15 protein-coding genes and 1 tRNA gene are annotated in these 16,412 nt (G+C 71.2%); 12 read left to right on the top strand and 4 right to left on the bottom strand.

The features are described from left to right. The first annotated feature begins 4 nt into the window (after positions 1-4). Both LTL01_RS10090 and LTL01_RS10085 read left to right on the top strand, forming a co-directional pair. Positions 5-514, top strand: coding sequence for a MaoC family dehydratase (locus tag LTL01_RS10090; protein ID WP_236968460.1), 510 nt, complete (start codon positions 5-7; stop codon positions 512-514). Continuing rightward, positions 511-1,335 carry an HpcH/HpaI aldolase/citrate lyase family protein gene (locus tag LTL01_RS10085; protein ID WP_053547372.1) on the top strand — a complete coding sequence of 275 codons (825 nt, stop codon included), beginning with the start codon at positions 511-513 and terminating at the stop codon, positions 1,333-1,335. Before LTL01_RS10090 ends, LTL01_RS10085 begins: the two co-directional genes overlap by 4 nt. Here the strand turns inward: LTL01_RS10085 and LTL01_RS10080 are convergent. Together LTL01_RS10080 and LTL01_RS10075 are read right to left on the bottom strand one after the other, a co-directional pair. Beyond that, a complete protein-coding gene (locus LTL01_RS10080) occupies positions 1,320-1,913 on the bottom strand; it encodes a histidine phosphatase family protein (RefSeq protein WP_236968459.1) in 594 nt (197 codons plus the stop codon). The two genes, LTL01_RS10085 and LTL01_RS10080, sit on opposite strands and share 16 nt — an antisense overlap. 21 nt (positions 1,914-1,934) lie before the next feature. Further along, the gene (locus tag LTL01_RS10075) at positions 1,935-2,789 is read right to left on the bottom strand and encodes a Sir2 family NAD-dependent protein deacetylase (RefSeq protein ID WP_372461334.1); all 855 of its coding nucleotides are present in this window, start codon (positions 2,787-2,789) and stop codon (positions 1,935-1,937) included. Between the two features lie 74 nt (positions 2,790-2,863). On the opposite strand from LTL01_RS10075, the gene LTL01_RS10070 reads away from it, so the two are divergent. Beyond that, on the top strand, positions 2,864-3,673 hold the full coding sequence (locus tag LTL01_RS10070) for a TrmH family RNA methyltransferase (RefSeq protein WP_053547375.1): 810 nt from the start codon (positions 2,864-2,866) through the stop codon (positions 3,671-3,673). Here LTL01_RS10070 and LTL01_RS10065 read toward each other — a convergent pair. Next, positions 3,642-4,499, bottom strand: coding sequence for an SGNH/GDSL hydrolase family protein (locus tag LTL01_RS10065; protein ID WP_053547376.1), 858 nt, complete (start codon positions 4,497-4,499; stop codon positions 3,642-3,644). The genes LTL01_RS10070 and LTL01_RS10065 overlap by 32 nt on opposite strands. 122 nt (positions 4,500-4,621) lie before the next feature. Between LTL01_RS10065 and LTL01_RS10060 the strand changes: the two genes are divergently transcribed. From LTL01_RS10060 to LTL01_RS10035, 6 genes are all read left to right on the top strand, one after another. Continuing rightward, on the top strand, positions 4,622-6,448 hold the full coding sequence (locus tag LTL01_RS10060) for a DEAD/DEAH box helicase (protein WP_236968458.1): 1,827 nt from the start codon (positions 4,622-4,624) through the stop codon (positions 6,446-6,448). 119 nt (positions 6,449-6,567) lie between these two features. After that, positions 6,568-9,093 (top strand): rhamnogalacturonan lyase, encoded by a 2,526-nt coding sequence (locus LTL01_RS10055; protein WP_236968457.1) that lies wholly within the window; start codon positions 6,568-6,570, stop codon positions 9,091-9,093. A 176-nt stretch (positions 9,094-9,269) separates the two neighbouring features. Further along, positions 9,270-10,376 (top strand): VIT1/CCC1 transporter family protein, encoded by a 1,107-nt coding sequence (locus LTL01_RS10050; RefSeq protein WP_236968456.1) that lies wholly within the window; start codon positions 9,270-9,272, stop codon positions 10,374-10,376. 69 nt (positions 10,377-10,445) lie between these two features. Next, positions 10,446-10,530: transfer RNA gene (locus LTL01_RS10045), tRNA-Leu, on the top strand. Between the two features lie 79 nt (positions 10,531-10,609). Next, positions 10,610-11,911, top strand: coding sequence for a M20/M25/M40 family metallo-hydrolase (locus LTL01_RS10040; RefSeq protein ID WP_236968455.1), 1,302 nt, complete (start codon positions 10,610-10,612; stop codon positions 11,909-11,911). 62 nt (positions 11,912-11,973) lie between these two features. Beyond that, positions 11,974-12,798, top strand: coding sequence for an undecaprenyl-diphosphate phosphatase (locus LTL01_RS10035; RefSeq protein ID WP_236968454.1), 825 nt, complete (start codon positions 11,974-11,976; stop codon positions 12,796-12,798). Positions 12,799-12,804: 6 nt separating this feature from the next. Here LTL01_RS10035 and LTL01_RS10030 read toward each other — a convergent pair whose 3' ends face one another. Next, on the bottom strand, positions 12,805-13,668 hold the full coding sequence (locus LTL01_RS10030) for a PAC2 family protein (protein ID WP_053547382.1): 864 nt from the start codon (positions 13,666-13,668) through the stop codon (positions 12,805-12,807). 61 nt (positions 13,669-13,729) lie between these two features. Between LTL01_RS10030 and LTL01_RS10025 the strand changes: the two genes are divergently transcribed. The 3 genes from LTL01_RS10025 to LTL01_RS10015 are packed head-to-tail and all read left to right on the top strand — an operon-like array spanning position 13,730 to position 16,389. After that, positions 13,730-14,422, top strand: a complete 693-nt coding sequence (locus LTL01_RS10025; protein ID WP_053547383.1) for an HAD family hydrolase — start codon at positions 13,730-13,732, stop codon at positions 14,420-14,422. Then, positions 14,419-15,426 carry a tRNA (adenine-N1)-methyltransferase gene (locus LTL01_RS10020; protein ID WP_236968453.1) on the top strand — a complete coding sequence of 336 codons (1,008 nt, stop codon included), beginning with the start codon at positions 14,419-14,421 and terminating at the stop codon, positions 15,424-15,426. Before LTL01_RS10025 ends, LTL01_RS10020 begins: the two co-directional genes overlap by 4 nt. Positions 15,427-15,435: 9 nt before the next feature. After that, positions 15,436-16,389 (top strand): FKBP-type peptidyl-prolyl cis-trans isomerase, encoded by a 954-nt coding sequence (locus LTL01_RS10015; RefSeq protein WP_236968452.1) that lies wholly within the window; start codon positions 15,436-15,438, stop codon positions 16,387-16,389. Positions 16,390-16,412 lie beyond the last annotated feature (23 nt).

Raw genomic sequence — 16,412 nt, 5'->3', positions numbered from 1 at the left:
CGGGATGGAGCCGATCGTCGAACGCGGACGCTACGTCGAGGAACTGCCGGTCGGCGCGGTGTTCCTCCACCGGCCGGGGCGAACGGCCACCGAGGCCGACAACGTCCTGTTCTCGGCGCTGACGATGAACACGCAGGCCCTCCATCTGGACGCGGCGTTCTCGGCGACGCAGCCCTATGGGCGACGTCTGATGAACTCGATGTGGACGCTCGCGACGATGGTCGGGGCCTCGGTCGCCCAGATCACCCAGGGCACCCTCGTGGCACAGCTCGGACTCTCCGACGTGACCTTCCCCGCGCCGCTGTTCGCGGGGGACACCCTCTATTGCGAAACGCGCGTCGTCGACAGCAGGCTGTCGGCGTCGCGCACCGGTCAGGGGGTGGTGACGCTGGCGCATGTGGGCCGGAACCAGGACGATGAGGTGGTCGCGACGGCGACACGGGTCGCACTGATGTGGTGTCGCCCGACCGCTGCCGATGCGACGTCCACGACCCTTCCGACGGAGACACCATGACCTTCGCCCTCGGCCCCGCGCTCCTGTTCTGCCCCGCGGACCGCCCCGACCGATTCCGCACCGCGCTCGCCCGTGCCGACGCCGTCATCCTCGACCTCGAGGACGCGGTCGCGCCGCAGGCGAAGGCGGACGCCCGTGGCGCCCTCATCGAGGCCGACGTCGATCCGGAACGCGTGATCGTCCGGGTCAACCCGGTCGGGTCCGCGGACTTCGTGGCCGACATGGCGACCCTGTCGCAGACCGATTTCCGACGGATCATGGTTGCGAAGGCGGAATCGCCCAAGCGGCTGGCCAGGATCGACCCCCGATTCCGACTCATCGCGCTGTGCGAAACGGCGCGGGGGGTGGCGCGTGCGGATCGCATCGCCGAGCTCCCGCGCGTGGAGGCGCTCATGTGGGGCGCGGAGGATCTCGTCGCCTCGCTCGGGGGCACATCCAGCAGGAAGCCCAACGGGCGCTACCGCGACATCGCCCGCTACGCCCGCTCCCGCGTGCTGCTGGCCGCGGGAGCGGCGGGAGTCGCCGCCGTCGACGCTGTCCACCTGGACATCGGCGACGCGAAAGGTCTGGCGCGCGAGGCGGCGGATGCCGCGGCCTCCGGATTCGCCGCGACCGCGTGCATCCATCCATCGCAGGTCCCCGTGATCCGCGAGGCGTATCGACCGGATGCCGCGACCCTGCGGTGGGCGCGCGGCGTCCTGGCCTCCGCGGCCGGAAACAGCGGCGTCTTCACGTTCGAGGGTCGCATGGTGGACGAGCCGGTGCTCCGGCACGCCCGCGCGGTGCTCGCGCGGGCGGGGGACGCTCAGGCGCCGGCGTAGGAGAGCAGGCTGAGTCGCTCGCGCTCGTACCGCAGGTCGTAGGCGGAGGCGTTGGGCAGTCGCTGGCCCGGCGGGGGGAACGCGCCCGCCGTGGCGTGCCGCAGGAGTTCGCGGATGAGTGCTCCGTGGCTGACGACGATGAGTGACGCCGGTGCCGGCGCGGTGTCGCGGCGGATGTCCGCCACCGCCTCGGCGAGTCCGACGAGGGCCCGCGCGCGCAGCTCCGGCCAGGGCTCGGCGCCGGGGACCTCCGCGGTGTGCCAGTCGCCGAACCGCTGGAAGAACTCCGCGGTCTCCAGGCCCTCGGCCTCGCCGTAGGCGCGCTCGCGGAGCGCGGGATACACGCGGGGAGACTCGAGGCCGAGGATCTCGGCGATGATCTCTGCGGTCTCACGCGCACGGGACAGGTCGCTCGAGACCACACGCGTGGGCGCCTCGGGGCGCAGCGCGAGGGCCTGAGCCGCCTCGCGGGCCTGGGCGCGGCCGGTGTCGTTGAGGGGGATGTCGGTGGAACCCTGGATGCGCAGATCCCGGTTCCAGTCCGTCTGGCCGTGCCGGATCATCGTCAGGTGCGTCACGGGACGAGCCTACGACGCGGATCAGGAGGACAGCGCCGGGAGGGTCTCGGCGAGGATGCCGAGGACCTCGCTGGTCCCGCCGTCGATCTTCACGGTGGCCCTCGCATCCGCGCGGGTGGATCCACGGTTCACGATGACCACCGGCATCCGTCGCCGCCGCGCGCGTTCGAGAAGGCGGATGCCGGAATTGACCACGAGAGACGACCCCGCGATGAGCAGGGCCTGGCTGGTGAGGACGAGCTGTTCCGCCTCTCGGAACTTCTCCGCCGGGATGTACTCGCCGAAGAAGACGACGTCCGGTTTGAGCATCCCCGTGCACACGGTGCAGACGGGGATGCGGAACCCGTCGGTGCTCTCGGGGAGCACATCCCCGTCGGGGCCGAGGGCGATGCGCTCCGGCACCCGGATCCAGGGGTTCTCCTCCTCGACGCGGGCGGCGAGGTCGCGCCTGTCGAAGACCTGCCCGCAGTGCACGCAGAACACCCGGCGCATCGTCCCGTGGAGCTCGACCACGCGTCGGTTCCCCGCGCGGACGTGCAGACCGTCCACGTTCTGGGTGACGACGCCGGTGAGCAGCCCCCGCTCCTCGAGCGCGGCGAGGGCCCGGTGCCCGGCGTTGGGGGCGGCGGCGGCGAAGGCGTTCCATCCGAGGTGCGAGCCGACCCAGTACCGCCGGCGGGCGCTTTCGCTGGCGAGGAACTGCTCGACCGTCATCGGGGTGCGCACGGGTGCTCCCTGACCGCGGTAGTCCGGGATGCCGGAATCGGTCGAAACCCCCGCGCCCGTGAGGACGGCGATGCGACGTCCGGCCAGCACCGAGGTCGCCGCCTCGATCGCGGCCTGCGTCTGCGGATCGCCTCCGGTCAGCGTCGTCACGCGTACCCCTTCCGAGTGACGAGTGTAGGCCGCTCGCTTTTCCGGCGCGTTACGCGAGGTGCCAGAGTGGAGGGATGCCGATCCTCCGCGTCACGGACCCCGCCGATCCGCGCCTGCGCGACTATCGCGACCTCACGGACGTGGCGCTGCGTCGGGTGCGCGAGCCCGAAGAGGGGCTGTACATCGCCGAGTCCGCGAAGGTCATCGCTCGGGCGATCGCGGCCGGCCATCGCCCGCGATCGGTTCTGGTGCAGCAGAAGTGGCTCGCCGAGGTCGAGGCGCTCCTCGCCGGCGACGTCGAGGTGCCCATCCTCCTCGTCGAGGACGCGGTCGCCGAAGCGGTGACCGGGTACGCGGTGCACCGCGGTGCTCTGGCGGCGATGACACGCCCCGCGCCCGTCGATCCCCGCGCCCTCCTGTCGGCGGCGCGCCGCGTCGTGGTGCTCGAGGACATCGTCGACCACACCAATGTGGGCGCGATCTTCCGCTCGGCGGCGGGGCTCGGCGCGGATGCCGTGCTGGTCAGCGCCCGGTGCGCCGATCCCCTATACCGGCGGAGCGTCCGGGTCAGCATGGGCACGGTGTTCCAGGTGCCGTGGGCGCGGCTTCCGGAGTGGCGGGAGGCGCGGGCCCTGTTCCGGGAGACGGGGTTCACGTTGGCCGCTCTGGCCCTGCGCGAGGATGCGGTCGCTCTGGACGACTTCGCCGCCACGGCGCCGGCGCGCGTCGCCGTCGCGTTCGGGGCCGAGGGGGACGGACTGTCGTCCGACGCGCTCGATGCGGCGGACGCGATCGTGCGCATCCCGATGGCCGGGGGAGTGGATTCCCTCAACGTCGCCGCCGCGAGCGCGGTCACCCTGTGGGCGCTGCGTCCTCATCCGTGAGCGGGTTCGTGGCGCGCACGACCGGCAACGGCTCGGGGCGCTTGGCGTGGACGGTGTCCCCGGAGGACTGCTGACGCAGTCTCCGCAGCACCCAGGGGACGAGGTGGGTGCGCGCCCAGACGAGATCGTTCTGCCGTGCGGCGCGCCACGTCCGAGAGGGCAGCGGATCCGGCTGCATCGGGGCGAGGTCGTTGGGGACGTTGAGCGCGCGCAGCACCATGCGGGCGACCTCGTGGTGGCCGAGGGTGTTCATGTGCAGTCGATCGTCATCGAAGAAGCGCATGTCCTGCACTTCCTTCAGCGCCCACTGATCGGCCACGATGCAGTCGTACTTGTCCGCGATCGCCCGGATGTTCTCGTTGTAGATCGCCACGCGGCCGCGGATCCCCCGGAAGACGGGCGTGAACCGGGTGTCGATGCCGGTGAACACCACGACGGTCGCTCCCTCGCTGCTCAGCCGCACCACGGCATCCTCGAACAGCTCGGCGACCGCATCCGGATCCCCGCCGGGACGGATGACGTCGTTCCCGCCGGCGGAGAAGGTGACGAGATCGGGCTTGAGGGCGAGCGCCGGCTCGACCTGCTCGGCGACGATCTGTCCGATCAGGCGTCCTCGCACCGCGAGGTTGGCGTAGGCGAAGTCGTCCACCTGCGAGCCGAGCACTTCGGCGACGCGATCGGCCCATCCGCGCAGACCGTTGGGAAGAGAGGGTTCGGGGTCGCCCACGCCCTCGGTGAACGAGTCCCCGAGGGCCACGTAGCGCCGCCACGGGTGGGCGCTCGGGTCGGCGGCGAACGGGGCGGGTGTCTCGCTGGTGTCCGGCATGGCTCTCCTCACGGTTCGTGACCGTTCCCCAGGGTAGCCCGGGTGTCGGACGGCTCGTTTAGGGTGGTGAGTCGTCGTGCGCGTCGAGTGTCCGGCGTGCGTCGAGAAGGCTGGGAGGTGTGATGGACGAGGCCGCAACCCTCGAAGAACCCCACTTCGGAAGCTTCGCCGCCGAGCACCTCTCACCGACCTACCCGCAGCGCGCGCCGTGGGGCACCGCCCAGCGACTGCGCGCCTGGCAGGCGGAGGCGCTCGACCTGTACTTCGGGATGGACGGCCCGGACGGACCCGGCAAGGGCCCCCGCGACTTCCTCGCCGCCGCGACACCGGGGGCCGGCAAGACGACGTTCGCGCTGCGACTCGCCAGCGAGCTGCTGCGTCGCGGCGTCGTCGATCGCATCGTCGTGGTCGCTCCGACCGAGCACCTCAAGACGCAGTGGGCCGATGCCGCGGCCCGCGTGTCCATCCGACTGGATCCGGCGTTCAGCAACCGTCACGCGGCACCGGCCCGGCAGTATCACGGGGTCGCCGTCACGTACGCCCAGGTGGCGGTCAAGGCCTCCGTGCATCAGCGGCTCGTCCTCGATGCCCGCACCCTCGTGATCCTCGACGAGGTCCACCATGGGGGCGACGCGCTGAGCTGGGGCGATGCGCTCCGCGAGGCCTACAGCCGCGCCACGCGGCGGCTGCTGCTCTCGGGTACGCCGTTCCGCAGCGACACCGCCCCCATCCCGTTCGTGGAGTACCACCCCGATGCCAAGGGGATCCGGCTCTCGCGCACCGATTACAGCTACGGGTACCGCCGGGCCCTGGAGGACGGCGTCGTCCGCCCGGTGCTCTTCCTCGTCTACGCCGGCAGCATGCGCTGGCGCACCAAGGCCGGGGACGAGATGGAGGCCCAGCTCGGCCAGGACAACACGAAGGACATCACCTCCCAGGCATGGCGCACCGCGCTCGATCCGCAGGGCGAATGGATCCCTGCGGTCCTGCGGTCGGCCGACCGTCGACTCAGCGAGGTCCGCGAACAGGTGCCGGATGCCGGGGGACTGGTCATCGCCACCGACCAGACCGCCGCCCGCGCCTACGCCGAGATCCTCGCCGCCCTCACGGGGGAGGCGCCCACCGTGGTGCTCTCCGACGAGGCGGAGGCGTCGTCTCGGATCGAGACGTTCTCGAAGGGCACGAGTCGATGGATGGTCGCCGTCCGGATGGTCTCCGAGGGGGTGGACGTCCCTCGGCTCGCCGTCGGGGTCTACGCGACCTCCGCCTCCACGCCGCTGTTCTTCGCGCAGGCCATCGGCCGCTTCGTGCGGGCGCGCAAGCGAGGGGAGACGGCGAGTGTCTTCCTGCCCAACGTCCCCGTCCTCCTCGCGCTCGCGGGAGAGCTCGAGCGGCAGCGCGACCATGCCCTGGACCGCGAGTCGGACGGCGACGACTGGAACGCCGAAGAAGACCTCATGGACGCCGCGGAGCGCGAGGATTCGGCGTCGGACGCGCTGACCGAGGAGTTCAGCTTCCAGGCGCTCGGATCCCTCGCCCATTTCGACCGCGTCCTCTACGACGGTCGGGAGTTCGGGCAGCTGGCCGTTCCGGGAACGCCCGAGGAGGAGGAGTTCCTGGGGCTGCCGGGGCTGCTCGAGCCGGAGCACGTCCACGACCTGCTCATGCAGCGGCAGGCTCGGCAGAGTCGGCATCGGAAGGACCGCGAGGCGCAGGCTCCCGCGGCGGAGGAGCACGATGGTCTCCCCGCGCCCCTGCACCGCACGCTCAAAGAGCAGCGGCAGCTGCTGAACAGTCTGGTGGGCCTCTACGCGCGTCAGTCCGGCGAGCCGCACGGCGCCGTGCACGCCGAGCTCCGGCGTCTGTGCGGCGGGCCCGCCGTCTCGCACGCGACGGTCGCACAGCTGCAGTCGCGCATCGATCTGCTTCGTCGCCGCGTGCACTCCTGACCGCGGGTTGACCGCTCGAGGATGCCGGGCTACCGTGGTCCCCACGCACGGAAAGCGCTATCCAACCGAGGGTCGACGTTCGACCGCTCGGGACACACATCTGTGACGAGGTTTCGAAGATGACTCCCCACATCCGTTCGTTCCGTCTGCCTGTCGCCGCACTCGCGGCCGGCTGTCTCGTGGTGGGCATGGCCCACCCCGCCTCCGCCCGAGACGAGCCGCGCGGGCCGTTCGCGCGCGAGCACACCCCGAAAGGACTGACCCAGCTCGAGGATCTGGACCGAGGGCTCGTCGCCCTCGGCACGGCGGAGGGCACGTTCTTGTCGTGGCGCCTCCTGGCATCGGAGGTCTCCGGTGCGACCGAGACGGGCCAGGCGGGCCCCGCCTGGACGGTCGCCCGCGACGGCGAGGCGATCGCCACGGTCTCCGACGTGACCTCCTACCTCGATCCGGGCGGCCACGCGGAGGCGCAGTACACCGTGACCCCTGTCCGTTCGGGAGTCGCGGGGGAGGCGAGCGCGCCGGCTCCGGTCCACGCGAACGGCTTCTTCGACATCCCCCTCGTCCGCCCCGCGGACGGGGTCACCCCGGTCGGCGAGGCGTACACGTACTCCGCCAACGATGCCTCGGTGGCCGACGTCGACGGCGACGGCCGCTACGAGCTGATCGTGAAGTGGGATCCGTCGAACTCGAAGGACGTGTCGCAGGTCGGATACACCGGTGAGGTGTTCGTGGACACCTACACGCTCGAGGGTGAGCTGCTGAACCGCATCTCGCTCGGGAAGAACATCCGCGCGGGCGCGCACTACACCCAGTTCCTCGCGTACGACTTCGACGGCGACGGGCGCAGCGAGCTGATGATGAAGACCGCTCCGGGGACCTCCTCCGCGACCTACCGGGACGGCGACCTGGTCGAGGAGAGCGCGATCACCCTGCCGCGCCGGGACGTCCGGGCGGGCGTGTCGCATGATGACGACTACCGCATGAGCAACGACGACTTCCGCGCGCACCTCACGGAGATGTTCCTCTCGTGGCACGAGCGGGACGAGGTCGTCTCCGGGCAGTGGCCGGCGACGCTCGAGGAGGCGTGGGGCATCGAGGTGCGTCACGACTACCCGCTGTCACCGGATGCCGCCGCCGAGCTCACCGACTACTTCATCGACGTCTACGCCCCGTCCCGCAGCGGCAACAACCGTCTCTGGAACTTCGAGGGCTTCATCGTGGACGGACCCGAGTACCTGACCGTGTTCGACGGCGAGACGGGCGCGGAGTTGGAGACGATCCCGTACAAGCCGGGACGGGGCGACGACGGGCTGCTCTGGGGTGACTACGCGATGTCCCGCATCGAACCGGGCAACCGCGTGGACCGGTTCCTGTCGGGCGTGGCCTACCTCGACGGCACGCAGCCCTCGGCGGTCTTCGCCCGCGGCTACTACACCCGCTCCACGCTCGTCGCGTACGACTGGGACGGCAAGCGGCTGAAGGAGCGCTGGTACGTCGACAGCAGCCACGCCCCGCTGACCAACCCCTTCAATGACGGACCGCACGGTCGCGACGGCACCGACCCCGATTTCGGGACGCTGACCACGCAGGGGTTCCATTCGCTGAGCGCGGCCGACGTCGACGCGGACGGCAAGCACGAGATCGTCTACGGCTCCGCGACCATCGACCACGACGGCAGCCTCCTGTACAGCTCCTTCGCGGAGATGCCCCCGCAGAGCGCGCAGCCGGGGGAGCAGGCACGCCTCGGCCACGGGGACGCCATGCACGTCACCGACATCGATCCGGCGCGTCCGGGGCTGGAGATCTTCACGGTCCACGAAGGCGGCGCCTATGCGCCCTACGGCTACGCCCTGCGGGGTGCCGCGGACGGAGAGATCCTGTACGGCGACTACACCGGACGCGACACCGGGCGCGGCATGATCGGCGATGTCGATCCGACGGTCCCGGGACTGGAGACGTGGGCGACCCGGCTGCGCGCCGCGGACGGCGCGGAGCTCGGAGCCGCCACCGGCCTCGGTACGAACATGTCGATCCGCTGGGCGGGGGACCTCACCACCCAGATCGTGAACGGCAGCGGCGACGCGGTGCCCACCATCGACGACCGGCAGCGCGGGACCCTGCTGAGAGCGGAGGGAACGCGCACCAACAACGGCACGAAGGGCAACCCCGCCCTCGTCGCCGACATCCTCGGCGATTGGCGGGAGGAGCTCCTGGTGCGGACCACCGATTCCGCGGCGATGCGCGTCTACGTCTCGACCGAGGAGACCCCGCACCAGCTGGCGACGCTGATGCACGACCCGCAGTACCGCGCGGAGGTCGCCCGCCAGCAGACCACGTACAACCAGCCGTCGTACACCGGCTGGTACCTCGGCACGGGAATGGACTTCTCCGCCGTTCCGGTGCTCACCCACGAGGTCGTCCCGCGCGCCCCCAAGGTGCACGACCGTCCGGGGCGCGGGAAGGACGAGGTGCAGGTGAAGGCCACGCCGGGGATCGCCTGGTACGTCGACGGCGAGCGAGTGTCCCACCCCAGCGGGAAGGTCCGCGTCGGCGCCACCGCCGAGATCGTCGCGGTGCCCACGGCGTGGTACCGCATCGCCGACGGAGCGACCTCGGCGTGGACGGTGACCCTCACCCGATGACGCGTCACGGGTGACACGAACCCCGCCCCGACCGCTCTCCGCTTTCCGTGCGGGCGGTCGGGGCGGTTCCGCTTCGGAGGCCCGAAATGCTGGCAATCCTCGGCTTTCGCCGTGCTCGGCGGGGACGCGTCAGTAGCGTGGAGGCGCCCCCCACCGCTGCCTCGGAAGGCTTCCGCATGACCGCGCCCGCGCCCGCCCACCCCACCGCTCGGGATCGACGGCGGTGGGCGCAGTATCTCGTCGACGAGCGCGCCGAGGCGCGCGTCTACCGGGATCTGTCCATGCGCCGCACCGGTGAGGAGCGTGCGATCCTGCTCGCGCTCGCCGAGGCGGAGGGGCGCCACGAGGCCCACTGGCTCGCCCTCCTCGGCGGTGAGCCCGAGCGGCAGCCGCGTCCGGACGCGCGGACGCGGCTGCTGTCGTTCCTCGCCCGACGGTTCGGGTCCATCTTCGTCCTGGCGCTCGCCCAGCGCGCCGAAGCACGCTCGCCCTACGAAGCGGAGCCGTTCGCGACGGCCGCCATGGCCGCGGACGAGAAGATCCATCACGAGGTCGTCCGCGGTCTCGCTGCGCGAGGGCGGCGCCGGCTGTCGGGGACTTTCCGCGCAGCGGTCTTCGGCGCCAACGACGGACTGGTCTCCAACCTCGCCCTGGTCCTCGGGATCGGGGCCACCGGCGTCGGCAGCCAGGTCGTCCTGTTCAGCGGCATCGCGGGACTCCTGGCGGGAGCCCTCTCCATGGGCGCGGGCGAGTTCGTGTCGGTGCGATCCCAGCGGGAGCTCCTGCGCGCGACGGAGTCCAACCAGGACGCCGACCATGTGATCCCCGATCTCGACCTCGACGCCAACGAGCTCGCCCTCGTCTACCGCACCCGGGGGATGTCGGAGTCCGACGCCCGCGCGCGGGCGCACGAGGTCGTCGCGTCCGCGCAGCGCGCCGACCGCGCGCTGCCGTTCCGGGTCGAGGCGCACCGGCACACGGTGGACGTCGACGAGCACGAGATCGTCGGCAGGGCGTGGGGAGCCGCGATCTCGAGCTTCCTCTTCTTCGCCTCGGGCGCGATCATCCCCGTTCTGCCCTGGATCTTCGGGATGTCCGGGACGGCTGCCGTGATCGTCGCGCTCGCGCTCGTGGGCGTCGCGCTGCTGATCACGGGCGCCACCGTCGGCATCCTCTCCGGTGCGTCGCCGCTGACCCGCGGTATCCGTCAGCTGCTCATCGGATACGGCGCCGCGGCCATCACCTACGTGCTGGGGCTGCTGTTCGGGGTCACTCTGGGGTGAGCCCGGTTCGGCGCCGCACCGTTGACGTGATAGTGTCGTTCCTCGGTTGCGAAACCGAAAAAACCACTCGCGCGGGTGGCGGAATAGGTAGACGCGCTAGCTTGAGGTGCTAGTGCCCGTATAGGGCGTGGGGGTTCAAGTCCCCCCTCGCGCACAGAAGACGAAAGGCCCCCGGAAACGGGGGCCTTTCGCTTGTCACGGCCGCGAAACGTCCGGAGGGTAGGTTGGAGCCCATGCCTTCGCTCGATCCGGAGATCCCGCACGTCGCCGCCCTCGCACGCGACCTGATCCGCTTCGACACCACGAACCACGGCGGTGGTCGTGCCCAGGGCGAGCGGGAGGCGGCGGAGTACGCCGGTGCCTACCTCGAGTCGCTCGGCCTCGACGTCGAGTACTACGAGCCCATCGCGCGTCGGACGAACCTCGCCACCCGGATTCCCGGCCGCAACCCCGACAAGCCGGCCCTGATCCTGCACGGCCACCTCGACGTCGTCCCGGCCGTCGCCGAGGACTGGAGCGTCGACCCCTTCGCGGGGGAGATCCGCGACGGGATGCTCTGGGGACGCGGTGCGGTGGACATGAAGGACATGGACGCCATGATCCTCGCGGCCGTCGGAGATCTCGTGCGCGCGGGCGAACAGCCCGAGCGCGACCTCATCGTCACGTTCTTCGCCGATGAGGAGAACGGCGGGGTCGAGGGCTCCGCACTCGTCGTCCGGGACAAGCCCGAGTGGTTCGCCGGAGCGACCGAGGCCATCAGCGAGGTCGGCGGGTACTCGATCTCCGTCGACGACCGCCGGGCCTACCTCCTGCAGGTGGGCGAGAAGGCGCTCGTGTGGATCCGCCTGGTGGCCCGCGGGCGCGCCGCCCACGGCTCGAGCTTCCACACGGACAACGCCGTCACGGCACTCGCCGACGCCGTCGCCCGTCTCGGCCGCACGGACTGGCCCGTGGAGCTGACACCGGCCACCGCGCGCATGGTCGAGGATCTCGCACGACTCTCCGGGATGGATGCGGCCGACGCCGACGCGGTGGCCGCCGCGACCGGCGCGGCATCGGGATTCCTCCGCTCCACCCTCCGCACGACGACGAATCCGACGGGGCTCGCGGCGGGCTACAAGCACAACGTCATCCCCGATCGCGCGGAGGCGCTCATCGACGTCCGCGTGCTCCCCGGGACGGAGGACGCGGTCCTGACCGCGATCCAGGAGATCGTCGGCGACGAGATCGCGATCGAGATCGTCCACCGGGACATCGGGCTCGAGGTCCCCTTCGCGGGCGATCTCGTCGATGCCATGGTCGGAGCGCTCGGGCGCCACGACCCCGGCGTCCCGGTGATCCCCTACCTCATGGGGGGCGGCACCGACAACAAGGCCCTCGCCGAACTCGGAATCGCGGGATTCGGCTTCGCGCCCCTGCGCCTGCCGTCCGACCTCGACTTCACCGGGATGTTCCACGGCGTGGACGAGCGCGTGCCCATCGACGCCCTCGTCTTCGGCCAGACCGTCCTGGCAGACCTCATCCGCACCTACTGACGCATCCGCATCTCCCGACGCATCCGGATGCTGCGGCATCCGCCTCCCCACGAAAGGCGCCCATGCTGTTCGAGGCGATCTTCCTCGGCCTGATCCAGGGGCTGACCGAGTTCCTCCCCATCTCCTCCAGCGCGCACCTGCGCATCGTGGGGGAGTTCATGCCGTCCGCGCAGGACCCCGGCGCCGCCTTCACCGCGATCACGCAGATCGGTACCGAGGCGGCGGTGGTGGTGTTCTTCTGGCGCGACATCGTCCGCATCATCGGCGCCTGGTTCCGCTCGCTCGCGGGCAAGGTGCCGCGCAACGACCCCGACGCCCGCATGGGGTGGCTCATCATCATCGGCAGCCTCCCGATCGTCGTCCTGGGGCTCCTGTTCGAAGACCAGATCGAGACCACCTTCCGCTCACTGTGGGTCATCGCGGTCATGCTGATCGCCTTCGGCATCCTGCTCGGGATCGCCGACTACGTCGGCGCCAAGCGACGCAAGCTCGACCAGCTCACCGTCGGGCACGGCGTCGTGTTCGGATTCGCGCAGGCGCTCGCCCTCATCCCCGGGGTGTCCCGCTCGGGCGGAACGATCACGGCGGGGCTGTTCCTCGGCTACGAGCGCGCCGCCGCGGCGCGTTACGCCTTCCTCCTGGCGATCCCCGCCGTCTTCGGCAGCGGGTTCTACCAGCTCGGGAAGAGCTGGAACCAGGAGGGGCCGTTCACCCTCGTCGAGACCGGCGTGGCGACCGTCGTCGCGTTCGTCGTCGCCCTCGCCGTCATCGCCTTCTTCATGAGCTGGATCTCCAAGCGGAGCTTCCTGCCCTTCGTGATCTACCGGATCGCCCTCGGCTCGGTGGTCCTGGTGCTGCTCTCGACGGGCGTGCTCTCGGCGTACTGACAGGCGTCAGCGGCGGGGATCGTCGCGACCCGGCTTGCCGGGGCCGTCGCCGCGGCGTCGCAGGTAGCGTTCGAACTCCTGCGCGATCGCGTCGCCGGACGCCTCGGGCGAATCCCACGTGTCGCGGGTGGTCTCGAGCTGGCGGATGTACTCCGTCATCTCCTCGTCGTCCGCCGCAGCGGCGTCGATCGACGCCTCCCACGCCGCGGCGTCGGTCGGCAGAGACCCGCGGGAGATGTCCGCGCCGGTGAGGTCTTCGAGGCGGTCGAGAAGGGCGAGGGTCGCTTTGGGCGACGGCGTGTGCCCGGCGACGTAGTGGGGCACACTCGCCCAGAGGCTCGCCGCGGGGATGCCGGCGGCGTCCGCGGCGTGCGCGAGCGCGCTGAGGATCCCCACCGGTCCCTCGTAGGAGCTGCGCTCGAGATCGAGGCTGGCACGGAGCTGATCGTTGTCGCTGCCGGCGAAGACCGAGATCGGCCGGGTGTGGGGGACATCGGACATCATCGACCCGAGCGCCACGAACCCGGTGACGTCTTCGCGGAGCGCGACGTCGACGAACTCGTTCGCGAACGCCTGCCACGCGCGTGCCGGCTCGACGCCGGTGAGCAGCAGGAGCTCGGTGCCCTCGGAGGACGTGGTCGGGCGCAGGAGAGTGGCCTCCGGCCACCGGAGGGTGCGCTTGCCTTCCGCGTCGGCGGCGATGTGCGGTCGCGTGTACTGGTAGTCGAAGTACAGCTCGGGGTCGACCGAGAACACCGGTTCGTACTCCCCGGCGTCCCGCAGGTGCGCGAGCGCGGACGAGGCGGCCTCGCCCGCGTCGTTCCAGCCGTCGAACGCGGCGACGAGCACCCGGCGTCCCAGTCCGTCCACGCGACCTCCTCCTGCCCGCCGGCGCGAGCTGTCTCCAGGATAGGCCCGTACCATGGGCCGGATGACGTCTCCCACCCTCGCCGCGGTCCTCTGGGACATGGACGGAACGCTCGTGGACACCGAGCCCTACTGGATGAACGCCGAGACACCGCTCGTGGAGGCTCACGGCGGTTCGTGGTCGCACGAGCAGGCCTTGGGCCTCGTCGGGCTCGGGCTCGAGGACTCCGCCCGCATCTTCCAGGAAGCCGGCGTTCGCATGGGCGTGCACGAGATCATCGACCACCTCACCGACGACGTGATGCGCCAGCTCGCCGAGACCGGGGTGCCCTTCCGTCCGGGGGCGCGCGAGATGCTCGCCGCGCTGAAGGAGGCGGGCATCCGCACGGCTCTCGTGACGATGTCGATGCGTCGGATGGCGACCACCGTGGTCGATCTGATCGACTTCGACGCGTTCGACGTGATCATCGCCGGTGACGACGCGACCCGCCCGAAACCACACCCCGACCCGTACCTGCAGGCCTGCGCTGCGCTCGGGGTGGATCCCACCGAGGTAGTCGCCATCGAGGACTCCCCGAACGGACTCCGCTCCGCGGTCGCCTCCGGAGCGGCATCCATCGGCGTCCCGCTCATGGTCTCCCTCGAAGGCGCCGGCGCGCACGCCCTGTGGCCGAGCCTCGAGGGGCGGTCGGTCGACGACCTCCGGGCCGTCCATGCCGCCCACGCCGCACGTCGTCGGACGCAGGTCTCCGCATGAGCGGGCGACCGAGCGGTCCGTTCCGGCTGGGCGACAGGGTGCAGCTGACCGGTCCGAAGGGACGTCTGCACACCATCACCCTCCGCGAGGGAGGAGAGATGCACACGCATCACGGAGTGCTCCGTCACGCCGACCTCGTGGGCCTCCCGGACGGCAGCGTCGTCACCGGCAGCGGTGGGCACGAATACCTCGCCCTGCGACCGCTGCTCCGGGACTTCGTGATGTCCATGCCGCGGGGTGCGGCGATCGTGTACCCGAAGGATGCGGCGCAGATCGTCGCGGAAGCGGACGTGTTCCCCGGGGCCGTCGTCGTCGAGGCGGGCGTCGGGTCCGGCGCCCTCTCGCTCTGGCTCCTGCGTGCGATCGGCCCGCAGGGGAGGCTCGTGTCGTTCGAGCGGCGTGAGGATTTCGCCGAGGTCGCGCGGGCGAACGTGGAGACCTTCGTCGGAGACACTCCGGAGAACTGGGAGGTCGTGGTCGGCGACCTCGCCACCGCGCTCCCGGAGACGCTGCCCGCGGCATCCGTCGACCGGGTCGTGCTCGACATGCTCGCCCCCTGGGAGTGCATCGACGTCGTGGCCGATGCCCTCACCCCGGGCGGGGTCGTGCTCTGCTACGTCGCCACCGCCACGCAGCTGAGCCGCGTGGCGGAGTACCTGCGCGGGACCGGACTGTTCACCGACCCCGAGGCGAGCGAGACGATGGTCCGCGGGTGGCATGTCGAGGGACTCGCCGTGCGTCCCGACCACCGCATGATCGCCCACACCGGGTTCCTGATCTGGGCGCGGCGCCTCGCGCCCGGTGCCGTCGCGCCGGAGCAGAAGCGCCGCGCGTCCAAGTCCAGTTACTCGGACGAGGATGTGGAGCTGTGGACGCCCGGCGCCGTCGGCGATCGGGAGATCACCGACAAGAATCTGCGCAAGCGCGTCCGGGAGGCCCGTCGTGCGGCGGACGCCGCGATCGAGGCGCAGCGTCGCGATGGGGCACCCGACGCTTCCGCCTAGAATCGTCGGGTGCGTACCTTCTCCGCTGCCCTGACGATCCTGGGTCTGGCCGCTGTCGGCCTGACCGGTTGCGCCGCTCCGGCGGACGCCACCTGCGACCGGCCCGCCGGCGAGGCGGGGGTGCTCGATCTGGTCTCCGTGTCCGGTGCAGCCGACGCGCTGCCGGAGGTGGACGTCTACACCCCGTTCCGCACGGACGAGTGGGCCGCGCGCGACGACGTCACGGGCGACGGCACGCCCATCACGACGGACGACCAGCTCGTCGTGGTCGACATCGCCCTCGTCGGCGGCGACTCGGGGGAGACCGTCATCGCGACGCCGTACGACGGCGATCTGACGCGGGTGACCACGCTGTCCCAGTGGGTCAACACGTTCCCGGCGTTCTCCGACGCGCTCTCGTGCGCGACGGAGGGGTCGCGGGTGACGGTGGCGCTGGCGCCCGGCGACATCGCCGAGGGCGCGGCGGAAGGGCTCGGACTCGCCGCCGACGAGTCGGCCCTCGCGATCGTGGACGTCCGGAAGGTCTACCTGGCGAAGGCCGACGGCGCCGACCAGTACACCGACGGCTTCGGGCTGCCCTCGGTCGTCCGTGCGCCGGACGGCCAGCCGGGCCTCATCATCCCGGAGGGTGCGCCGCCCAGCGAGCTCGTCGTGCAGACACTGAAGAGGGGCGACGGGCCGGCCGTCACGGGTGATGCACCCGTGCGCGTGCACTACACCGGTGTGACGTGGGCCGAGCGCGAGGAGTTCGACTCGTCGTGGGGTCAGGCTCCTGCCTCCCTCACCCTGGACGGGGTGGTTCCCGGATTCGCCGCGGCGCTCGAGGGGCAGACCGTCGGATCCCAGGTGCTCGTGGTGATCCCGCCCGACCAGGGATACGGAGACACCCCGCAGGGCGCCATCCCCGCGGGATCGACCCTCGTCTTCGTGGTCGACATCCTCGGGCTCGACGCCGCGCCGTGATCGGACGGGGTCGGCCGGTCGGC

It is taken from the genome of Microbacterium aurantiacum, from assembly GCF_021654035.1.
GTDB lineage: Bacteria > Actinomycetota > Actinomycetes > Actinomycetales > Microbacteriaceae > Microbacterium > Microbacterium aurantiacum.
This window is presented reverse-complemented; position numbering and strand designations above follow the sequence as displayed.

Coding starts and splice junctions, on each gene's coding strand:
- LTL01_RS10035 (WP_236968454.1), top strand. CDS start 11,974: ATGCTGTTCGAGGCGATCTTCCTCGGCCTGATCCAGGGGCTGACCGAG.
- LTL01_RS10085 (WP_053547372.1), top strand. CDS start 511: ATGACCTTCGCCCTCGGCCCCGCGCTCCTGTTCTGCCCCGCGGACCGC.
- LTL01_RS10020 (WP_236968453.1), top strand. CDS start 14,419: ATGAGCGGGCGACCGAGCGGTCCGTTCCGGCTGGGCGACAGGGTGCAG.
- LTL01_RS10040 (WP_236968455.1), top strand. CDS start 10,610: ATGCCTTCGCTCGATCCGGAGATCCCGCACGTCGCCGCCCTCGCACGC.
- LTL01_RS10065 (WP_053547376.1), bottom strand. CDS start 4,499: ATGCCGGACACCAGCGAGACACCCGCCCCGTTCGCCGCCGACCCGAGC.
- LTL01_RS10060 (WP_236968458.1), top strand. CDS start 4,622: ATGGACGAGGCCGCAACCCTCGAAGAACCCCACTTCGGAAGCTTCGCC.
- LTL01_RS10070 (WP_053547375.1), top strand. CDS start 2,864: ATGCCGATCCTCCGCGTCACGGACCCCGCCGATCCGCGCCTGCGCGAC.
- LTL01_RS10055 (WP_236968457.1), top strand. CDS start 6,568: ATGACTCCCCACATCCGTTCGTTCCGTCTGCCTGTCGCCGCACTCGCG.
- LTL01_RS10050 (WP_236968456.1), top strand. CDS start 9,270: ATGACCGCGCCCGCGCCCGCCCACCCCACCGCTCGGGATCGACGGCGG.
- LTL01_RS10025 (WP_053547383.1), top strand. CDS start 13,730: ATGACGTCTCCCACCCTCGCCGCGGTCCTCTGGGACATGGACGGAACG.
- LTL01_RS10090 (WP_236968460.1), top strand. CDS start 5: ATGGAGCCGATCGTCGAACGCGGACGCTACGTCGAGGAACTGCCGGTC.